The organism is Micromonospora sp. I033 (genome assembly GCF_053890995.1).
Genome location: NZ_JBSSLX010000099.1, coordinates 1 through 19,401 on the forward strand (window position 1 = coordinate 1; position 19,401 = coordinate 19,401).

Genomic DNA, 19,401 nt, shown 5'->3' on the forward strand with positions numbered 1-19,401 from the left:
TGTCCCCGGAGAGCCACCCGGCCCGGTTCATCCGGGACCGGCTGGACGAGCTGGGCGCGGTGCCGATCGCCCGGCTGGGCCGGGTGGAACCCGGGCAGCGGATCCGGGTCGGCGGGATCGTCACCCACCGGCAGCGGCCGGCGACCGCCGGCGGGGTCACCTTCCTCAACCTGGAGGACGAGACCGGCATGCTCAACGTCACTTGCTCCCCGGGGCTCTGGCAGCGCTACCGTCGAGTCGCCCGCACCAGCGGCGCGCTGGTGGTGCGGGGCCGGTTGCAGCGGCACGAGGGCGTCGTCAGCCTCACCGCGGACCGGCTGGACGCGATCGAGCCGCCCGTCACGCCGGCGTCCCGGGATTTCCGTTGACTGGAGTGATCCACATTACGGTTTCCGGGCCCCGGAGGCGGGAGACTCCCGGCACGGGTGGGCAGAGTGGCCCACCCGGGTATGGGGGATGAACCGATGACCTTTCACAGCACGTACCCCGGCGGCGTGGCCAACGCCCGGCGGACCCGGCTGGGTGCCGGCTGGGCGCCCACCCACGAGGTGGAGCCGCGGGAATACCAGGTGACCGACGGGCCGGTGGCCAACGCCCAGCGGTCCCGCGCCGAGGAGGACCCCGCCGGCGGTGGCGAGTCCTGACCTAGGGCCCGGGGGTGACTAGGCTCGGCGGCGTGGAGCGGACCCGAACCCTGACCCCCCGTACCGCCGTGATCTGGGCGGTGCTCCGGGCCGAGCTGGAGCGGCGGGCCGGCGAGCGGCTCACCGTGCTCGACGTCGGCGGCGGGACGGGCGGCTTCGCCGTCCCGCTCGCCGAGGCCGGCCACCGGGTCACCGTCGTCGACGCCAGTCCCGACGCGCTCGCCGCGCTGACCCGCCGGGCCGCCGAGGCCGGGGTCGCCGAGCGGGTACGCGCCCTGCAGGGCGACGGCGACGCGCTCGCCGGGCTGGTCGAGCCGGCCACCGTCGACCTGGTGCTCTGCCACTCGGTGCTCGAGGTGGTGGACGACCCCGCCCCGGTGGTCGCCGCGCTGGCCGCCGCCCTGCGGCCCGGTGGCGCGGCCAGCGTGCTGGTCGCCGGCCGGGCCGCCGCCGTGCTGGCCCGGGCGATGAACGGCCACCTCGACGTGGCCGCCGCGCTCGCCGCCGACCCGGCCGGCACCGCCGGCCCCCGGGACACCCTGCGCCGCCGCTACGACGCCGACGGCGCCACCGCGCTGCTCGCCGCCGCCGGCCTCGCCGTCGAGGAGATCCACGGCGTACGCGTGCTCGCCGACCTGCTTCCGGCCGCGGTGGCGGACGGCCAGCCGGCCGCCCTGGTGGAGCTGGAGCGGGCCCTCGCCGCCCGGCCGCCGTACCGCGACCTCGCCGCCCAGCTGCACCTGTTCGCCCGCCGCCCGGCATGACCGGCCCGGCGGTGGGTCCGCTCGACCGGGTCGCGCCCCGCTACGGCGGCGGCAGCCTGGCCGACGTGCTGCCCAGCGCGTTCGCGCTGCTCGGCGTGCCCGGCGCCGCCGACCTGCTCGGCCTCGCGCCCCGGCTGGCCGGGGTACGCCGGATCGCCGTCCTGCTGGTCGACGGGCTCGGCTGGTACCAGATCCCCACCGCCGCGCCGTACGCGCCGACGCTGGCCGGGCTGGCCGCCACGGTCGGCGTCCCGCTCACCGCCGGCTTCCCCTCCACCACCCCGACCAGCCTGGTCAGCCTGGGCACCGGCACCCCGTCGGGCGCGCACGGGGTGCTCGGCTTCAAGGTCCGGGTGCCGGGCACCGACCGGGTGCTCAGCCACATCGAGTGGGCCGGCGACCCGGAGCCGCTGCGCTGGCAGCCCGTCGCCACCTGGTACGAGCGGGCCCGCGCCGCCGGGGTGGCGGTCACCGTGGTCAGTCGCCCGGAGTACGGCGGCAGCGGCCTCACCCTGGCCGCGAACCGGGGCGGCGACTACCGGGGCGCGGCCGGCGTCGATCCGCTCGCCGAGCGGATGCTGGCCGCCCTGGCGGCCGGTTCCGGCCCGGCCCTGGTCTCCGGCTACCACCCCGACCTGGACCGGCACGGGCACCTCACCGGCGTGGACTCCGCGCCCTGGCGGCTGGCCGCCGCCGAGGTGGACCGGCTGCTCGCCCGGCTGGTCGACGGGCTGCCGCCGGACGCCGCGCTGCTGGTCACGGCCGACCACGGGCAGCTGAACGTGCCCGACGGGCACCGGATCGACCTGGACACCGACCCCCGGCTGCGGGCCGGCGTCCGGGTGGTGGCCGGCGAGCCCCGGGTCCGCTACCTGCACGTCGAGCCGGGCGCCACCGAGGACGTGGTGGCCGCCTGGTCGGCGGTGCTCGACGGCGCCGCCCGGGTGCTGACCCGGGCCGAGGCGGTGGCCACCGGCTGGTTCGGGCCGGTGCCGGAGGCGCACCTGGGCCGGATCGGCGACGTGGTGGTGGTCTGCCGCGACACCTACGCGGTGGTGGCCACCCGCTCGGAGAAGCCGATGGAGTCCCGGCTGGTCGCGTACCACGGCGCGGACACCGCCGCCGAGATGACCATCCCGCTGCTGGTGGTCCGCGGCTGACCCGCCCGGGCGGGACTGTCGGACCGGGCGGCTAGCCTGCGGGGATGGGCCGCAGCCAGTCGTTGCCCCGGGGCGGTGATCCGCGCTTCGGGCCGGACGCCGACGACACCGGCTGCCCGATCCTGCACGTCGACATGGACGCCTTCTTCGCCTCGGTGGAGGTGCGCCGCCGCCCCGAGCTGCGCGGCCGCCCGGTGGTGGTCGGCGGGATCGGTCCGCGCGGGGTGGTCAGCTCGGCCAGCTACGAGGCCCGCCGCTACGGCGTCCGCAGCGCCATGCCCACCGCCCGGGCCCGGGCGCTCTGCCCGCACGCCGTCTACCTGCCGCCGGACTTCACCGCCTACTCGGCGGCCTCCCGAGCCGTGATGCGCATCTTCCGCGACGTCACCCCGCTGGTCGAGCCGCTCTCCCTGGACGAGGCGTTCCTCGACGTGGCCGGCGCCCGGCGGCTCTTCGGCACCCCGACCGAGATCGCCCGGCTGATCCGCCGCCGGGTGGCCGAGGAGCAGGAGCTGACCTGCTCGGTCGGGGTGGCGCCGAGCAAGTTCGTGGCCAAGCTCGGCTCCACCCGGGCCAAGCCGGACGGCCTGCTCGTCGTGCCCGCCGCCCGGGTGCTGGAGTTCCTGCACCCGCTGCCGGTGGCGGCGCTGTGGGGGGTGGGGGAGCGCTCCGCCGAGGCGCTGCAACGGCTCGGCCTGCGCACCGTGGGCGACCTGGCCGATGCGTCACCGGGCCTGCTCCGCCGGGCGGTGGGGGAGGCGTCCGCCGGCCACCTGCACGAGCTGGCCTGGGGGCGCGACCCGCGCCGGGTCTCCCCGGAGCACGTGGAGAAGTCGATCGGCGCGGAGGTCACCTTCGACACCGACGTCACGGACCCGGCCGAGATCCGCCGCGCGCTGCTCGCCCTCGCCGAGAAGGCCGGCGCCCGGCTGCGCGCGGCGGGTCAGGTCGGGCGCACCGTGTCGCTCAAGGTCCGGTTGGCCGACTTCCGCACGATCAGCCGCTCCCGCACGCTCGGTGTGCCCACCGACACCGCCCGGGAGATGTTCGACACGGCCTGGGCGCTCTGGACCGCCCTGGCCCCCGGCGAGCCGGTCCGTCTGGTCGGCGTCCGGATGGAGGGACTCGCCGCGGCGGAGGAGACGCCGCAGCAGCTCACGCTGGGCGCGCCGGAGCGCGGCTGGCGCGAGGCGGAGGCGGCGGCCGACGCGGCGGCCGCCCGATTCGGGCGGTCCGTCATAGGTCCGGCCAGTCTTCTCGGGAAGCGTGATCCCCGGCGAGTGGAAAAACCGACCCGGCCGTAGGTCGTCCCGCTTTCCGACGCGCGAGCCCCCTCGTAGACTTGCGGGTAAGCAGCCGGTTGGCTGCCACGGTCTGTCGGCCCGCCCGGGCCGACCAACGTGACCGGGGAGGAGTGCCGTGCCGCTCTCGGAGCACGAGCAGCGGCTGTTCGAGCAGATCGAGCGGTCGCTTGCCGAGGACCCCAAGTTCGCCTCGGCCGTGCGCGCCAGCGACCCGCGTTTCCACGCGCGGCGTCGCGTGCTCGTCGCTGCCGGCGTGGTCATCGCTGGTCTGGCCCTGTTGATCTACGGTGCCGTGATCAAGACGCCCCCGCTGGCCGTGGCGGGCTTCGTCGTCATGCTGGCCTCGTTGGGCTACGCGGTGCAGTCGCACCGCCGATCCCAGTCGCCCGACCTGCACGTGGTCGGCGGCACGACGAGCCGTCGCCGTCCCCGTGGCCGCAGCGGCCGCCGGGGCTCCTTCCTCGACCGGATGGAGGACCGCTGGCGGCAGCGCCCGGAGGGCCACCGCTGAGCACGTCCCGCCCCTGACCGGGGCGGGGTCCCTCGCGACGGCGGATTGCCGGGCACCGCCCGGCGAGCGTGGTCGCTTCCGCATGCCCCGATCCCGGTGATCATCTCGCCACGCGCCGCACCCACCGCCGCGTCGATCAAGAAGTTTGCGTCGGCGCGGGGCCGTTTCCTGACGCAAACCTCTTGATCAACGCGCGCCTCCGAGCGCGGGCAGGGCGGTCTTGTGGGACCCGGTCCGGCCCGTCGGCGGGGGAGCGCCGGCGGGCGGAACCGGGTCAGCGGGCCGGTCGGCCCGCCAGGAGACGACGCGGGTTCCAGCGCAGCAGCCGCTGCCGCACCTGCCCGGTCGTGGTGACCAGCCGGGTCGAGCGTTCGGTCAGCGCGGTCCGCCAGCGCAGCAGCACCGACGGCGGCAGCAGGGCCGCCAGCAACCGGGTACGCCGGTCCGCCCGCGCCGCGAGGGCGCCGCGCACCGATCGCAGGGCCGGGTACAGCGCCTCGCCGGTCAGCGGGTCGCGGGCGTAGCGGGCCCGCTCCTCCGCCCGGCCCAGCAGCCGCACCCCGGTCACCGCCGCGGCGTCCTCGACCAGCGCCTCCCGGGACAGCCGCTCGGCGGTCGTCCGGGGGGTCTCCGTCAGGTCCACCCGGACGTGGAAGTCGACAAGCGTGTCGAGCAACTCGTCCCAGGCGGCGTGCGCGTCCGCGCGGGCCCGGTCGGCGTCCACGCCGACCACGATCTCGCGCGCCGCGCCCCGCTGCCCCGGCACGGCGGTCAGGGTGGTGGCCGCGGGCGCGCCCGCCCGGACCCGCCGGCGGCGGCGGAGCGCGGAGCGGCGCAGGGCCGGCACCGCGAGCAGCGCCAGCAGGGCGAGCGCCCCGGCCACCCACCACGGCCAGACCGGGTTCTGCCGGGTCGGGCCGCTGTCGCCGACGGCGAGGCCCTGGTCGGCGTCCTTGTCGAGGCGGTCCGGGTCGTCCGGGCCGGCCGACGGGTCGACCCCGCCCGGCGCGGCGGTGCTCCCCGGCAGGGGGGTGACGTCCTCGGGGGCGTCGGTGTCCGGGGCCCAGGCCGAGCGGACCGACCCCTGGACGCTCGCCGCCGGAGTGGCGTCGAACGGCACCCAGCCGATCCCGCCGAAGTGGACCTCGGTCCAGGCGTGCAGGTTCTTGTTGGTCAGCACGTACGTGCCGTCGCCCGAGTTGCTGCCGTTGCTGAAGCCGAACGCCACCCGGGCCGGGATGCCGGCCGACCGGACCAGCCAGGCCATCGCCGCGGCGTACTGCTGGCAGAAGCCCACCTTGGTGGCGAGGAAGTCGGTGATGTCCTCCCCGCTGGTGCCGCTGCGGGTCGACAGCGAGTAGGTGAACCCGTTCTCCACCGAGAAGTAGTCGTAGATCGCCCGGACCTTGTCGTAGTCGTTCGTGCGGCCCTTGACCAGCTGGTCGACCAGCCGGTCGACCGCGCGGACGGCCGGCGTGACGGTCTGCTGCGCCAGCACCGGGTCGTCGGCCGGCTGCGAGGGCGCCGCCCGCAGCGCCGCCGGGCTGAACGTCGAGCGGACGTAGTCGAACGAGTAGCGCTTGCCCCGGGCGTTGTCCCGGTTGGAGAAGACGATCTGCAGGTTCGTGTCGTAGAGCCAGTTGCCGCTCACGTCCTCGGTCTTCACCGGCTCGGCGTAGATGGGCAGCAGCGGCATGTTGAGGTTCTTGGTCACCTCGACGCTGGCCCGGTAGCGCTGCTGCTCCACGCCCCGGCCGCCGCGCTGCGTCGGGTCGGGCAGGTTGCGGTTGGCCGGCTTGCCGGTGGGCACCCGCACCCGGAAGCCGTCCGGCCGCAGCTCGTCGGCCACCCCGAAGCGCAGGTAGAACGGGGTCGGCTCGTTGGTGGTCACCTTGACCAGCTCGGACACCTCGGTCTGATTGAGCTGGCCGCTGAGCGCGGCGAACAGGTCGATCCGCCCGGGACTGCCGCCCTGGCCCGGCCGCCCGTTGCCGGTGCCGGTGCCGTCACCGACGGCGCTCATCAGCCCGCCGGTCATCCCGGGCACGACCAGCGGCAGGGCCACCGCCAGGGCCACCCCGACCACGGCCAGCCGGCGGCCCGCCGCGGCCAGCGGCGACGCCTCCCAGACGTCGACGTCGCGCCCCTCGCCGGTGAACCGGCGGCCGAACCGGCGTACCCGGTCGACGTTGTCGGTGACCAGCAGCCACAGGTAGCCGCAGGCGCCCACCACGAAGGGGGTGGCGGGGACGCTGTCCACGTAGACCGCCACCGGGACCGAGTAGATGGCCAGCATGGGCAGCCCGGCCAGCGCCGGCCGGCGCAGCCCGACGGCGAGCACGTCCACCACCACGGCCACCGCGCCGATGCCGAGCACGGCGAGGAACAGCAGCGAGTCCACGTCCGGCACCTGCACGCCGTAGGAGCGCATGTCCGGCAACGAGGCGCTCAGCAGGTCGCCGAAGTGGCCGAAGGTGGCCGGGGTGGGCAGGAACGCGAAGAACTCGGTGCCGCCGGGGAAGACCCAGGTGAGCGCCAGCGTGAGACCGGCCAGCATGGCCAGCACCTGGCCCCACAGCGGCGCCCGGACCAGCCGGCTCAGCGCGGCCGCGCCGGCCACCACGGCCACCACGATGGCCGCCTGGATGAGCCAGGTCCAGCGCTCGAAGATCGCCGACAGCGGGGCCGCCGCCAGCAGGGTCGCCGCCGCGGCGACGAAGCCGAGGTTGCGGTGCGCGGTCACGGGTCCACCCTTCCGGTCATCGCACGCCTCCGGCCACCGTCTCGGCCAGCGCCGCCCGCAGGGCGAACCCCTGCGACCCGCGGGCCGCCTGCGGCCAGAGCACCGGCAGCCGGGTGCCGTGCTCGACCCCGATCACCCGCCAGCCGCTCTGCAGCAGGGCGAGCGCGGCGGCGCCGTGCGCGTGCTCCGCCTCGGCCCGGGCCTTCGGCGGCAGGTTCAGCCAGGTGTTGCTGTCGAGCAGGAAGCCCACGCAGGTCGCGCCGCTGCCGCGCAGCCCGGCCAGCAGCTCCGCCTCGGCGGTGCTCAGCGTGCCGAGGAGCGCGATGATCAGGCCGCCGTCGGCCCGCTGCCGGACCTGCTGCACCAGCGTGCTGAGCTCCCCGCGCTTGTCCAGGTGCACCTCGGCGAGCTGGTCGAGGAGGAGGCCCTCGCCGCCGGCCTCGGTGGCGTCCACGTCCGCGCCGGAGCCGGTGACCAGGCGCAGCTTGTAGCCGGCCTGACGCAGGTGCACCGCGATGCTGGCGGCGGCCGAGACGGCCCACTCGAAGCTCGCGGTGGGCCCCTCGCCCCGGTGCCCGAAGGCGCGGGTGTCCAGCACCACGGTGGCCCGGCTCTCCCAGGGCTGCTCCTCCCGGCGCACCATCAGCTCGCCGGTGCGGGCGGTCGACTTCCAGTGCACGCGGCGCAGGTCGTCGCCCATCCGGTACTCCCGGGTGGCCGCGTCGTCCTCGCCGTGCACCGCCACCGAGCGGGCCCGGCTGTCGCCGCTGCCCGCGTACTCGCCGGGGAGGCGGACCGAGGGCAGGGGGGTGACCTGCGGGATCACGGTGAGGTGGTCGGTGCTGGGGAAGGCCCGGCTCAGCTCGCAGAGCCCGAACGGGTCGGTCAGCCGGATCACCAGCGGCCCGACCTCGTAGCGGCCGCGCACGTCGGCCCGGACCGTGTACGCCACCGAGCTGGCCTGGTGGGCGCCGAGGCGCTCCAGCACCACCCGCGGCCGGCTGCCCAGCGCGTAGGGCAGCCGGTCCTCCAGCAGCAGCGTGCCGGTGGGCAGCCGGGACAGGTTCTGCAGCCGGAGCACCACCCGCGAGCTGGCCCCGACCGGCACCCGGTGCGGCTCCAGCGACCGGTTGCAGGCGAGCTTGTAGCGGCTGCGCCCGACGTAGGCCGCCGCGAGCAGCGGCAGGATGGCGAGCAGCACGGCCACCCGGAGCAGGTCCTTCTCGCCGAGGATGCCGGCGGAGATCGCGGCGGCGACCGCGGCCGCCAGGAACGAGCGGCCGCGGGTGGTCAGTCCTCGCAGCCCGTCGCGCACCTCACGGCCTCCGCGGCTCGTACGGCCCGCGTCCGTTGTTGGGGGCGGGCCGGGTGTCGTACGGGGAGCGCTTGCGGTCGTGCGGGAGCGGGAGGCGGTGCACCAGCTCGGCGACGATCGCGTCGGTGGTGCGCCGGGCCAGCTGCGCGTCGGCGGTCGGGATGATCCGGTGCGCCAGCACCGGCACCGCGAGGGCCTGGAGGTCGTCCGGGAGGACGTAGTCGCGGCCCTCCAGGGCGGCCACCGCGCGGGCGGTGCGCAGCAGCTGGAGGGTGGCCCGCGGGGACGCCCCGAGCCGCAGGTCGGGCGCCTCGCGGGTGGCCGTGACCAGGTCGATCGCGTACTGCTTGACGGCGTCGGCGACGTGCACCTGCCGGACGTGGCCGATCAGCCGGCGGACGGTGGCCGCGTCGGAGACCGGCCGCAGCTCGTTCAGCGGGTCGGCGGCACCGTGGCCGTCCAGCATGGCCAGCTCGGCGCCCGCGTCCGGGTAGCCCATCGCGATCCGCGCGGTGAACCGGTCGCGCTGCGCCTCCGGCAGCGGGTACGTCCCCTCCATCTCGATCGGGTTCTGCGTCGCGATCACCATGAACGGGGTCTGCAGCTGGTAGGTCACGCCGTCGACGGTGACCTGCCGCTCCTCCATGCACTCCAGCAGCGCCGACTGGGTCTTCGGCGAGGCCCGGTTGATCTCGTCGCCGACCACCAGGTTGGCGAAGACCGCGCCCGGGCGGAACTCGAAGTCGTGCGTCTCCTGGTTGTAGACGCTGACCCCGGTGACGTCGCTGGGCAGCAGGTCCGGGGTGAACTGGATCCGGCGCACCGAGCAGTCGATCGACCGGGCCATGGCCTTGGCCAGCTTGGTCTTGCCGACGCCCGGCACGTCCTCGATCAGCAGGTGGCCCTCGGCCAGCAGCACCGCCAGGGCGAGCCGGACGGTGGCCGTCTTGCCCTCGATGACCTGCTCGATGTTGGCCACGATGGCCTCGCTGGCGGCGCGGAACTCGTCGTGCGGCAGCAGACCGCCCACCTCGTCCCAGGTCTGTTGTGTCACGGGCCTCCTCCTCGTCGCCTGGACGGCAGCGCTGAATAGAGCACCTGGACCCGCCGTTAGGTTCGCGACGTCGAGCCACGTCTGCCGCAGAAATCTCACTGGTCTCTCAGGCTAACCATGTTTCTCGTTGTCGCCGACCCCCGCAGGCGGTCGGTCGGTTACGCCCGGAATATTCGCCGGACCGGGGGAATGTCCCGACCGATGGTGCGGGGGAGATGGCCGGCGGGTAGGCGGGGTACACTCCCGGTCATGGCCGGAGTCTTCCTGCTTCTTACCGAGCCGTGCTGATGCGCTGAACGCGCGACAGCACGGCGGCCCCTCCTGCGCGAGGGGCTTTTTTGTGTCCGCAGCAGACCTCCCATATCCGACATGACCCGCGCCGAGGAGACGCCATGAGTGAGGCAGCCGCACCGGCCACCGACATCCCCCCGTTCCGGTACACCGCCGCCCTGGCCGAGGAGATCGAGCACCGCTGGCAGGACACCTGGGCTCGGGAGGGCACCTTCCACGCGCCGAACCCGGCCGGTCCGCTGGCCGACCCGGACCACCCGCGGGCGGGCGCCGAGAAGCTGTACGTGCTGGACATGTTCCCCTATCCGTCGGGCGCCGGCCTGCACGTCGGCCACCCGCTGGGCTACATCGGCACCGACTGCTACGCCCGCTACCAGCGGATGGCCGGGCGCAACGTGCTGCACGCGATGGGCTTCGACGCGTTCGGCCTGCCGGCCGAGCAGTACGCGGTGCAGACCGGCACCCACCCCCGGACCACCACCGAGGCCAACATCGAGCGGTACAAGGCGCAGCTGCGCCGGCTGGGGCTGGGCCACGACGAGCGGCGCTCGGTGGCCACCATCGACACCGACTTCTACCGCTGGACCCAGTGGATCTTCCTGCAGATCTTCAACTCCTGGTACGACGCGGACGCGAAGAAGGCCCGGCCGGTCGCCGAGCTGATCGCCGAGTTCGAGGGGGGCACCCGCCCCACCCCGGACGGCCGGCCGTGGGCCGAGCTGACCGTGGGCGAGCGGCGGAAGATCGTCGACGACCACCGGCTGGCGTACGTCTCGGAGGCGCCGGTGAACTGGTGCCCGGGGCTGGGCACCGTGCTGGCCAACGAGGAGGTCACCGCCGACGGCCGCTCCGAGCGGGGCAACTTCCCGGTCTTCAAGCGCAACCTGAAGCAGTGGATGATGCGGATCACCGCGTACGGGGACCGGCTGCTGGAGGACCTGGACACGCTGGACTGGCCCGAGCCGATCAAGCTGCAGCAGCGCAACTGGATCGGCCGGTCGACCGGCGCGCACATCGACTTCCCGACCGAGCGTGGCCCGGTCCGGGTGTTCACGACCCGGCCGGACACCGTCTTCGGCGCCACCTACATGGTGCTGGCCCCGGAGCACGAGCTGGTCGACGTGCTGGTTCCGGCCGCCTGGCCGGACGGGACGAAGGACGCCTGGACCGGCGGGCACGCCAGCCCGCGGGCCGCCGTCGAGGCGTACCGGAAGGCCGCCGCGGCCAAGACGGACGTGGAGCGGCAGGCGGAGACCAAGGAAAAGACCGGCGTCTTCGTCGGCGCCCACGCGACCAACCCGGTCACCGGCGGGCAGATCCCGATCTTCATCGCCGACTACGTGCTGGCCGGCTACGGCACCGGCGCGATCATGGCGGTGCCCGCACAGGACGAGCGGGACTGGGACTTCGCCGAGGTCTTCGACCTGCCGATCGTGCGCACCGTGCAGCCGCCGGAGGGCTTCGCCGGCAAGGCGTACACCGGGGAGGGTCCGGCGGTCAACAGCGCCGCGCCCGACCGCGGCCTGGACCTGAACGGCCTGGGGGTGACCGACGCCAAGGCGCGGATCATCGCGTGGCTGGAGGCCAACGGGCACGGCGCCGGCGCGGTCACCTGGCGGCTGCGGGACTGGCTGTTCTCCCGGCAGCGCTACTGGGGCGAGCCGTTCCCGATCGTCTACGACGAGACGGGGGCGCCGATCGCGCTGCCCGAGTCGATGCTGCCGGTCGAGCTGCCCGAGGTGGACGACTTCTCGCCGAAGACGTTCGACCCGGAGGACGCCGACAGCAACCCGGAGACCCCGCTGTCCCGGCGGCGCGACTGGGTGGAGGTGGAGCTGGACCTGGGTGACGGGCCGAAGCGCTACACCCGGGAGACCAACGTGATGCCGCAGTGGGCCGGCTCCTGCTGGTACGAGCTGCGCTACGTGGACCCGACCGACTCGGGGCGGTTCGCCGAACCGGAGAACGAGGCGTACTGGATGGGGCCGCGCGGCGCGGGCGACTGCGGGGGCACCGACCTGTACGTCGGTGGCGCCGAGCACGCCGTGCTGCACCTGCTGTACGCCCGCTTCTGGCACAAGGTGCTGTACGACCTGGGCCACGTCTCCTCGTTCGAGCCGTTCCGCCGGCTGTTCAACCAGGGCTACATCCAGGCGTACGCGTTCACCGACCCGCGGGGCGCGTACGTGCCGGCCGACGAGGTCGTCGAGGTCGACGGCCGGTACTTCCACGGCGACACCGAGGTCAGGCGCGAGTACGGCAAGATGGGCAAGTCCCTGAAGAACGTCGTCACCCCGGACGAGATGTGCGCGGCGTACGGCGCGGACACCTTCCGGGTGTACGAGATGTCGATGGGCCCGCTGGAGGTGTCCCGCCCGTGGGAGACCCGGGCGGTGGTCGGCTCGTACCGGTTCCTGCAGCGGGTCTGGCGGGCGGTCGTCGACGAGCAGACCGGCGCGCTGCGGGTGACCGACGCGCCGGCCGACGAGGCCACCCGCCGGCTGCTGCACAAGGTGATCGACGGGGTCCGTGGCGACATGGAGGGGATCCGGTTCAACACCGCGATCGCCAAGCTGATCGAGCTGACCAACGGGCTGACCCGGCTGGCGGAGACCCCGCGGGAGGTGGCCGAGCCGCTGGTGCTGATGGTGGCCCCGTTCGCCCCGCACGTCGCCGAGGAGCTGTGGCGGCGGCTGGGCCACGACACCTCGCTGGCGTACGCGGACTTCCCGACCGCCGACCCGGCGCTGCTGGTCGCCGAGACGGTGACCTACCCGGTGCAGATCAACGGCAAGGTCCGGGGCCGGGTCGAGGTGGCCGCCGACGCGTCCGAGGACGACGTCCGGTCGGCCGCCCTGGAGGCGGTCGCCGGCGCGCTGGCCGGCAAGGAGCCGCGCAAGGTCATCGTGGTGAAGGGCCGGATGGTCTCGGTCGTCGCCTGACCCACGTCTGCTCACGGAGGCGCGTCCCGCGTTCGGGGCGCGCCTCCGCGGCGTTCCGGGTTAGGGTTCCCGCCGGTGGACGGCGTCGGCCGTCCCCGGCACCCCGGCGGTTGTCCCGGAGTCGCTGTCGAGCTGATGTCGTCAGCGACTCATGAGTCGCTCCGGACGTCAGCTCCACAGCCTCTAGCGGACGAGCGCCGCCTCGACGGTCCGCCGGTGCCGGCGCAGCCACCCGTGCCAGCCACGGATCGCGTCGACCGCACCCGCCGCGCGGAGGCGGCGCATGCCCGGCTCGTCCCGGTCGGCGCCGGTGTCGATGCCCCGCCAGGTGCCGTCGAGCTGGTCGAGCATGACGCCGACCAGCTCGTCCCGGGGCAGGGACACCCCGGGGGTGGTGGCCTCGTAGGCGTCGCAGAGCAGCCGGCAGCGCCGGGCCAGCTCGGCCGGGTCGGCGTCCCCGCCCAGCGCGGCCCAGTGCCAGCCGGCGAACGCCACGTCCTCGACCCGCCGGCCCGGTCGGGCCAGGTCCCAGTCGAGGAAGGCCACCGGCAGCGGCCCGCCCGGCGCGTCCCGGTAGACGGTGTTCTTCGGCGACAGGTCCCGGTGGCAGACCGTCTCCGCGTCGCCGGCCAGCGGACTGCCGGCGCAGGCGTCGTGCAGCGCCCGGATCAGCCCGGCCAGCCGGGCGAGCGCCGGATCGGCGAAGAAGGCCCGGTCCTCCCGGTCCCGCCAGGGCACCCGCCCGGCGAGGTGGGTCAGCACCTGCCGGCCCTGCTCGTCCACCCCGAGGTAGCCGGGCGCCAGGCCGGGCGCGGTGACGGCCAGGTGTCGCAGCAGGGCCGCCACGAACCCGGCGCGGGCCGGGGGAGTGCGGCGTACCGTGTCGCCGATCCGGACCACCTCGGTGACGAACCCGCCGGGCAGCCGCTCCTCCGGTGCGGGCATCTCAGCTCGGGCCCAGCCGGCGGTGCCGCTCCGCCCGCCACCAGCGGTGGATGATGACCACGCTGGCGATCAGGCCGAGGCTGGCCGGTGCGGCGGCGTACCAGTTGATCGAGCCGGGGGAGCTGACCGCCGCGCCGATGGCCGCGTAGCCGATCGCCGTGGGGGCGGAGGCGATCACGCTGCCGGCCAGGAACGGCAGCACCCGTGCCCCGGTGGTGCCGTAGCCGTAGCTGACCAGCCCGAACCCGGCGATCGGCAGCAGCCGCACGGTCATCACGCCGAACACGCTCTGCCGGGCGAACCAGCCGTCCAGCCGGGCCAGCCGGCCGCGGACCCGTTCGGCGACGAACTGCCGGCCCAGCAGGCGGCCGACCGCGAAGCCGACGGCCGCCGCGAGCAGCGCCGCGCCGAGGGCGTACGCGGCGCCCTGCACCGGGCCGAAGATCGCGCCGGCGGCCAGTGTCACGAAGGTACGCGGGACCAGCGCCACGAGCAGCAGCGCGCCGCCCACCACGGCGGCGGCCGGGGCGTACCCGCCGAGCGGGTCGGCCAGCCGGGGCAGGTCGCCCGGGTCCGGGTGGGGGACGAGCAGCAGCGTGACGCCGAACCCGGCGAGCAGCAGGAGCAGCAGCGCGAACCGGCGCGCCGACGGTTGCCGCAGCAACCGCGCGAACCGGCGGAACACCGGTCGTCGCCGCCACAGTCGGGCGGCGCGGATCACGGCCGGGCGGCGGCGGCCACCGCGGTGCGGCGCTCGGAGCGGAGCCGGTCGGCCCAGGTGTCGTCGAGCGGGGGGAGCTGGTGGATGCCGGTCGCCCAGCGCAGCAGCAGGTCGGCGAGGGCGGGATTGCGGGCCAGCGCCGGACCGTGCGAGTAGGTGCCGAGCAGCTTGCCCCGCCACGCGCCCTCGGTGGTCCCATCGTTGCCGATCCCGGTGGTGACCCGGGCCAGCGGCGAGACGCCGGGGCCGAGGTGGGTGCGCCCGCCGTGGTTCTCGAACCCGCTCAGGTAGGGGATGCCCAGCCGCGGGTCGACCTCGCCGGCCAGCTCGCCGACCGCCCGCGTGGCACCCCGGTCGGAGGAGATGTCCAGCAGCTCCAGCCCGGTGCACCGGGTGCCCTTGGCGAAGAAGGAGGTGCCGAGCAGCTGGTAGCCGGCGCAGACGCCGAACACCACCGAGCCCTGGGCGACCGCCCGGTGCAGGCCGCCGTCGGCGATCAGCCGCTGCGCGCCCAGCGCCTGCGGGCCGTCCTCGCCGCCGCCGATCAGGTAGATGTCGGCGGTGGCGGGCAGCCGCTGGTCGGAGCGGACCTCCAGCACCTCGACCGGCATGCCGCGCAGCTGGGCCCGGCGGGCCAGGATCAGCGCGTTGCCCCGGTCGCCGTAGGTGGACAGCAGGTCGGGGTAGATCCAGACGATGCGCAGGCTCTCAGTTGACACGGTCCAGCTCCGCTCGGATGTCCTGGAAGGCGGTGTAGTTGGCGATGACCTCCAGCCGGCCCGGCGGCACCGCGCGGACGGCGTCGTCGAAGCTCCGCACGTGCTGGAACGGCACGCCGTTGACGTCGAGCCGGACGGCCAGGTCGTAGGCCCGGTCGCCGGTGATCAGCACCTGCCGGCCGCGCAGCGGGGAGAAGTCGACGTCGAAGAGCCAGGAGGTGTCGAGCCCGTCGGGGTCGCGCGCGTTGATGGAGAGCAGTGTCGGCGCGACGTCGGCCATGTCGAACGCCTCCAGCCAGCTGGCCGGGTTCTTGGCCAGCAGCAGCCGGATGTTGCGCCCGTCCCGGTCGACCTGGGCGTAGCGGCCGGCCACCGACGTGACCGTGCCGAGCCGGGAGACCGCGTCCACGGGGCGTACCCCGAACTCGGCGGCGACCGCCAGGGCGGTGGCCGCGTTGCCGAGGTTGACCTTGCCGGGGAGCTGGAGCTGCACCTTGTGCCAGGCGCCGGTGGGGTCGAGCACCCCGTCGTCCTCGACCGTCCACTGCGGCTGGGGGCGGCGCAGCGGGCAGCCGGTGCACCACCACTGCTCGCCTGAGCGCTGGATGGTGGAGCCGCACTCGGGGCATACCCAGGAGTCGTCGTGCCAGCGCTGGCCGGCGCTGAACCAGGTGACGTGCGGCGGGATGTGGCCCTGGGCCGGGTCGGCCGGCGGGGTGGCGGCCCAGACCACCATGGGGTCGTCGGCGTTGGCGACCACCCGCACGTCGGGGTGCCGGACCAGCGCGGCGCGCCAGAGCTGCGCCATCATGGCGACCTCCTTGGCCCGGTCGAGCTGGTCGCGGGAGAGGTTGAGCAGCGCCACCACGTGCGGGTCGGTGGCCTCCAGCACCTGGGCGAGGTAGTGCTCGTCCACCTCCAGCACCGCGTAGGGGGTGCTGCCGGCCTTGGCCAGCGCCGAGGTGTGCCCGGTGGGCATGTTGGCGCCGAAGGAGTTGGTGGCGACCCGGCCGAGCACCCCGACGGCGGCGGTGGTGAGCCGGGTGGTGGTGGTCTTGCCGTTGGTGCCGGACACCAGGGCGATGGCCCGACCGGCCGAGAGGTGGGCCAGCAGTTCCGGGTCGATCTTGAGGCCGATCCAGCCGCCGATCACCGAGCCGTCGCCACGGCCCGCGGCCCGCGACAGCGCCGCGGCGGTCCGCGACACGGAGCTGGCCACCTTTGCCCGCAGGGGCATCTTCGCGTCCGTCACCCGAGCGAGGTTACCGGACCACCGGGCCCACCAGATCGCCGCCGACGGCGATCCGTTCGGCCGGGGCCGCCCGGCGGACGGTCGACTCGCGCTCGGCCGGACGGAGTCGATCTATGTCGGGAAGCGGACCGCCCGCGGGGCGCGCCGCACCCCTCCACTCCGCCCCACCCCCGTTGACGTGCTGTTTTGCGCGCCGAAACGCCGCGCCGCGCGGGCGTTTCTGGTTGCAGGTGGAGGGAAGTGGAGTAGAGTGGGGCGCGATGGTGAGGCCGGGAGGGCCACACCGGCCCGGGGGGTCAGCGGCGCCGCGAACGCCGCTCACAGGGCGAGGGGGTTGGGCCGATGTTCCTCGGCACCCACACTCCGCGCCTGGACGACAAAGGCCGGTTGATCCTTCCGGCGAAGTTCCGGGACGAACTGGCGGGGGGTGTCGTGATCACCAAAGGGCAGGAGCGCTGCCTCTACGTCTTCCCGATGCCCGAGTTCCAGCGGATCGCCGACCAGTTGCGCGCGCAGCCGATGACGAGCAAGGCGGCCCGGGCCTACAGCCGGGTCTTCTTCGCCAGCGCGCACGACGAGGTGCCGGACAAGCAAGGGCGGGTCACCATCCCCGCGCACCTGCGGTCCTACGCCGCTCTCGACCGCGACCTGGTCGTGATCGGCGCGAGCACCCGGGTGGAGATCTGGGACAAGGCGGCCTGGGAGGCCTACCTCGCGGAGAGCGAAGACGACTTCGCCGACATCGAGGAGGGGGTGCTGCCCGGCGGTCTGTAGGGCGTGACGGCGCCCGACGTACTGCGAGATCTCCAGCCGCTTTCGAGTTCCTGGCACCCCTTCCCCGGTGCCAGGCGCACGATCCGATACGGAGGGCCGCGGCCTCCGGCGGGCGGGAGCGGATGGGGATCTGGCGGTATGGCGAGGCGTCGTGGCGACGACGGACACAGGGACGGAATCGGGTTTCAACCAGTGGGGGTCGAGATGGGGGAGCTACGCGGCACGCACGTGCCGGTGCTGCTCGAGCGGTGTCTCGAGTTGCTGGCCCCCGCTCTGGGTCGGACCGGCCGCACCGTGCACGTCGACGCCACGCTCGGCCTGGCCGGCCACGCCGAGGCGGTGCTGGAGGCGCACCCGGACACGGTGCTGATCGGCCTGGACCGGGACACGGAGGCCCTCGCCCACGCGCGGGTCCGGCTGGCCCGGTTCGCCGACCGGGTCCACCTCGAGCACGCCGTCTACGACGAGTTGCCAGAGGTGCTCGACCGGCTCGGCTACCCGGCGATCGACGGGATCCTGTTCGACCTCGGCGTCTCGTCCCTGCAACTGGACGCGCCCGACCGCGGGTTCGCCTACGCGCAGGACGCGCCGCTGGACATGCGGATGGACCAGACCCGGGGGGTGACCGCCGAGGAGGTGGTCAACACCTACTCCCACCCGGAACTGGCCCGGGTGCTGCGGGTGTACGGCGAGGAGAAGTTCGCGGGGCGGATCGCCTCGGCGATCATCCGGGAGCGCGAGCGCGCTCCGATCACCTCGTCGGCGCGACTGGCCGAGCTGGTCCGGGAGAGCATTCCGGCACCAGCCCGACGAACCGGGGGACACCCGGCAAAGAGAACGTTTCAGGCTTTACGGATCGAGGTAAACAGGGAACTGGCAGCGCTGGAGACGGCGCTGCCGGCCGCTCTGGACAAGCTCACCGTGGGCGGCCGCATGGTGGTCCTGTCCTACCACTCGCTGGAGGACCGGCTCACCAAGCAGGCGCTCGCCGACCGGGTCCGCAGCAAGGGCCCGGTCGACCTCCCGGTCGAACTGCCCGGGTCGGGTCCGACGTTCCGGCTGCTCAGCCGGGGCGCGGAGCTGCCCGGGGAGGCGGAGGTCGCCGCCAACCCGCGCGCCGCCTCGGTGCGGCTGCGGGCCGCGGAACGGCTCGACCCGGAGGCGGCCCGGCAGGGGCGTACCGACCGCGAACGGTACCGCCGCCGGGTGAAGGCGATGCACCAACCGGGGACGGGGTCACCGGGGTCCGGAACGGACCCGCGGTCGGCCCCCGGGGACGGGAACGGGACGGACGAAGAGGGGGAGGGGACATGAACGTCAACCAGCGCGACGGCCGGGACACCGGCATCGGGCAGCGCGCACCGCGGTCGGGGGGCCGGACCGCGGCGCAGCGCACCCCGCGCGGCACCACGTCGACGGCGGCGGCCGACCGGCCCGACCGCCGGGGGGAGACTCGCGCCCGGGGGGCGCGCGAGTTCCCCACCCAGGGCAGCGCCGCCCTGCGGCCGGCCGAGCGCACCCGCACCACCGGCACCACCTCGCCGCGGTTGCGGGTCGCCCCGCCGCCGCCGGTCCGGGTGCCGCGGGCGCCGTTCGTCGGGCTGATCCTGGTGCTCGTGGTCGGCGGGGTGCTCGGCATCCTGGCGGTCAACACCAAGATCAACGAGAACGCGTTCAAGCTGGAGAAGCTCGAGCAGCAGCAGGCCAAGCTCGACGTCGACCAGCAGCAGCTGGAGAAGGAGATCGCCGACCAGAAGGCGCCGGGAAACCTGACCGCCAACGCGCGCAAGCTCGGCCTGGTCGACTCGGACGAGCTGGCCTACATCCGGCTGCCGGACGGGAAGGTGATCGGTGTCCCGCACCCGGTGGAGGGTGCGCCGGCGATCACCAGCCAGCAGGGCAACGGAGGCTGAGCAGTGCCGCCGAGATCGGAGGAACCGCGCCGGGACGCCACAGGCTCCCGGCGCGGCTCGTCCCGGGGCGCGGAGCACCGGGAGCCGGGCGTCGGCGGGATCTCCGACGCCCGGGCGTACACGCCGCGCGGCCGGACCATCCGGGAGGGCGGCGGCGCCGCCCGGACCGGTGGGGGCGCCGACCAGCGGCGTACCCCGCGCAGCACCCGCTCCGGCGACCCGTTCCGCCCGGCCCTGCAGGTGCTCGACGGCGGCCGGACCGGGGCGACCCGCGCCGGTCGCCGGGAGACCGCCGGCGGCCGGGCCGGTGTGGTGCGGACGGTGTCCGCCCGGCCGGCGCGGGAGCCGT

At 74.8% G+C, this 19,401-nt stretch carries 17 protein-coding genes and 1 pseudogene; 11 read left to right on the plus strand and 7 right to left on the minus strand.

The window, feature by feature from the left end; translation table 11 throughout:
* From ACW0Q9_RS17635 to ACW0Q9_RS17660, 6 genes are all read left to right on the plus strand, one after another.
* On the plus strand, positions 1-368 hold a 368-nt coding region (locus tag ACW0Q9_RS17635; RefSeq protein ID WP_456182611.1), incomplete at its 5' end, for an OB-fold nucleic acid binding domain-containing protein.
* Positions 369-464: 96 nt separating this feature from the next.
* The gene (locus tag ACW0Q9_RS17640; protein WP_091268414.1) at positions 465-644 is read left to right on the plus strand and encodes a hypothetical protein; all 180 of its coding nucleotides are present in this window, start codon (positions 465-467) and stop codon (positions 642-644) included.
* A 14-nt stretch (positions 645-658) separates the two neighbouring features.
* The gene (locus ACW0Q9_RS17645) at positions 659-1,408 is read left to right on the plus strand and encodes a methyltransferase domain-containing protein (protein WP_456182613.1); all 750 of its coding nucleotides are present in this window, start codon (positions 659-661) and stop codon (positions 1,406-1,408) included.
* Entirely contained in the window at positions 1,405-2,568 is a 1,164-nt protein-coding gene (locus ACW0Q9_RS17650; protein WP_456182615.1) for an alkaline phosphatase family protein, read from the plus strand. Before ACW0Q9_RS17645 ends, ACW0Q9_RS17650 begins: the two co-directional genes overlap by 4 nt.
* Before the next feature lie 44 nt (positions 2,569-2,612).
* Complete coding sequence (locus tag ACW0Q9_RS17655) at positions 2,613-3,872, plus strand: DNA polymerase IV (protein WP_456182616.1); 1,260 nt, start codon at positions 2,613-2,615, stop codon at positions 3,870-3,872.
* 115 nt (positions 3,873-3,987) lie between these two features.
* On the plus strand, positions 3,988-4,383 hold the full coding sequence (locus tag ACW0Q9_RS17660; protein ID WP_091268111.1) for a DUF3040 domain-containing protein: 396 nt from the start codon (positions 3,988-3,990) through the stop codon (positions 4,381-4,383).
* 274 nt (positions 4,384-4,657) lie between these two features.
* On the opposite strand, the gene ACW0Q9_RS17665 is transcribed toward ACW0Q9_RS17660, so the two are convergent.
* The 3 genes from ACW0Q9_RS17665 to ACW0Q9_RS17675 are packed head-to-tail and all read right to left on the minus strand — an operon-like array spanning position 4,658 to position 9,495.
* Positions 4,658-7,126, minus strand: a complete 2,469-nt coding sequence (locus tag ACW0Q9_RS17665) for a transglutaminase family protein (RefSeq protein WP_456182618.1) — start codon at positions 7,124-7,126, stop codon at positions 4,658-4,660.
* Between the two features lie 16 nt (positions 7,127-7,142).
* Complete coding sequence (locus ACW0Q9_RS17670) at positions 7,143-8,441, minus strand: DUF58 domain-containing protein (protein WP_456182620.1); 1,299 nt, start codon at positions 8,439-8,441, stop codon at positions 7,143-7,145.
* Between the two features lies 1 nt (position 8,442).
* Positions 8,443-9,495, minus strand: coding sequence for an AAA family ATPase (locus tag ACW0Q9_RS17675; protein WP_456182622.1), 1,053 nt, complete (start codon positions 9,493-9,495; stop codon positions 8,443-8,445).
* 392 nt (positions 9,496-9,887) lie between these two features.
* Here ACW0Q9_RS17675 and leuS point away from each other — a divergent pair, with 392 nt between their 5' ends.
* Positions 9,888-12,728, plus strand: coding sequence for a leucine--tRNA ligase (gene leuS / locus ACW0Q9_RS17680; RefSeq protein WP_456182624.1), 2,841 nt, complete (start codon positions 9,888-9,890; stop codon positions 12,726-12,728).
* A 183-nt stretch (positions 12,729-12,911) separates the two neighbouring features.
* On the opposite strand, the gene ACW0Q9_RS17685 is transcribed toward leuS, so the two are convergent.
* The 4 genes from ACW0Q9_RS17685 to ACW0Q9_RS17700 are packed head-to-tail and all read right to left on the minus strand — an operon-like array spanning position 12,912 to position 16,350.
* Positions 12,912-13,673, minus strand: coding sequence for a phosphotransferase (locus tag ACW0Q9_RS17685; RefSeq protein ID WP_456182626.1), 762 nt, complete (start codon positions 13,671-13,673; stop codon positions 12,912-12,914).
* Between the two features lies 1 nt (position 13,674).
* Positions 13,675-14,451 (minus strand): TVP38/TMEM64 family protein, encoded by a 777-nt coding sequence (locus ACW0Q9_RS17690; protein WP_456182634.1) that lies wholly within the window; start codon positions 14,449-14,451, stop codon positions 13,675-13,677.
* Positions 14,391-15,113, minus strand: coding sequence for a type 1 glutamine amidotransferase (locus ACW0Q9_RS17695; protein WP_456182628.1), 723 nt, complete (start codon positions 15,111-15,113; stop codon positions 14,391-14,393). Before ACW0Q9_RS17695 ends, ACW0Q9_RS17690 begins: the two co-directional genes overlap by 61 nt.
* On the minus strand, positions 15,103-16,350 hold the full coding sequence (locus tag ACW0Q9_RS17700) for a MurT ligase domain-containing protein (RefSeq protein WP_456182636.1): 1,248 nt from the start codon (positions 16,348-16,350) through the stop codon (positions 15,103-15,105). Before ACW0Q9_RS17700 ends, ACW0Q9_RS17695 begins: the two co-directional genes overlap by 11 nt.
* Positions 16,351-16,707: 357 nt before the next feature.
* Between ACW0Q9_RS17700 and mraZ the strand changes: the two genes are divergently transcribed.
* From mraZ to ACW0Q9_RS17720, 4 genes and pseudogenes are all read left to right on the plus strand, one after another.
* Positions 16,708-17,139: a division/cell wall cluster transcriptional repressor MraZ gene (gene mraZ / locus ACW0Q9_RS17705; protein WP_089006009.1), complete on the plus strand. Its 432-nt coding sequence runs from the start codon at positions 16,708-16,710 to the stop codon at positions 17,137-17,139.
* Between the two features lie 204 nt (positions 17,140-17,343).
* On the plus strand, positions 17,344-18,453 hold the full coding sequence (rsmH, locus tag ACW0Q9_RS17710) for a 16S rRNA (cytosine(1402)-N(4))-methyltransferase RsmH (protein ID WP_456182630.1): 1,110 nt from the start codon (positions 17,344-17,346) through the stop codon (positions 18,451-18,453).
* On the plus strand, positions 18,450-19,052 hold the full coding sequence (locus ACW0Q9_RS17715; protein WP_456182632.1) for a hypothetical protein: 603 nt from the start codon (positions 18,450-18,452) through the stop codon (positions 19,050-19,052). The genes rsmH and ACW0Q9_RS17715 overlap by 4 nt, the downstream gene beginning before the upstream one ends.
* Before the next feature lie 3 nt (positions 19,053-19,055).
* Positions 19,056-19,401, plus strand: a pseudogene (locus ACW0Q9_RS17720) (penicillin-binding protein 2); the annotation flags it as partial.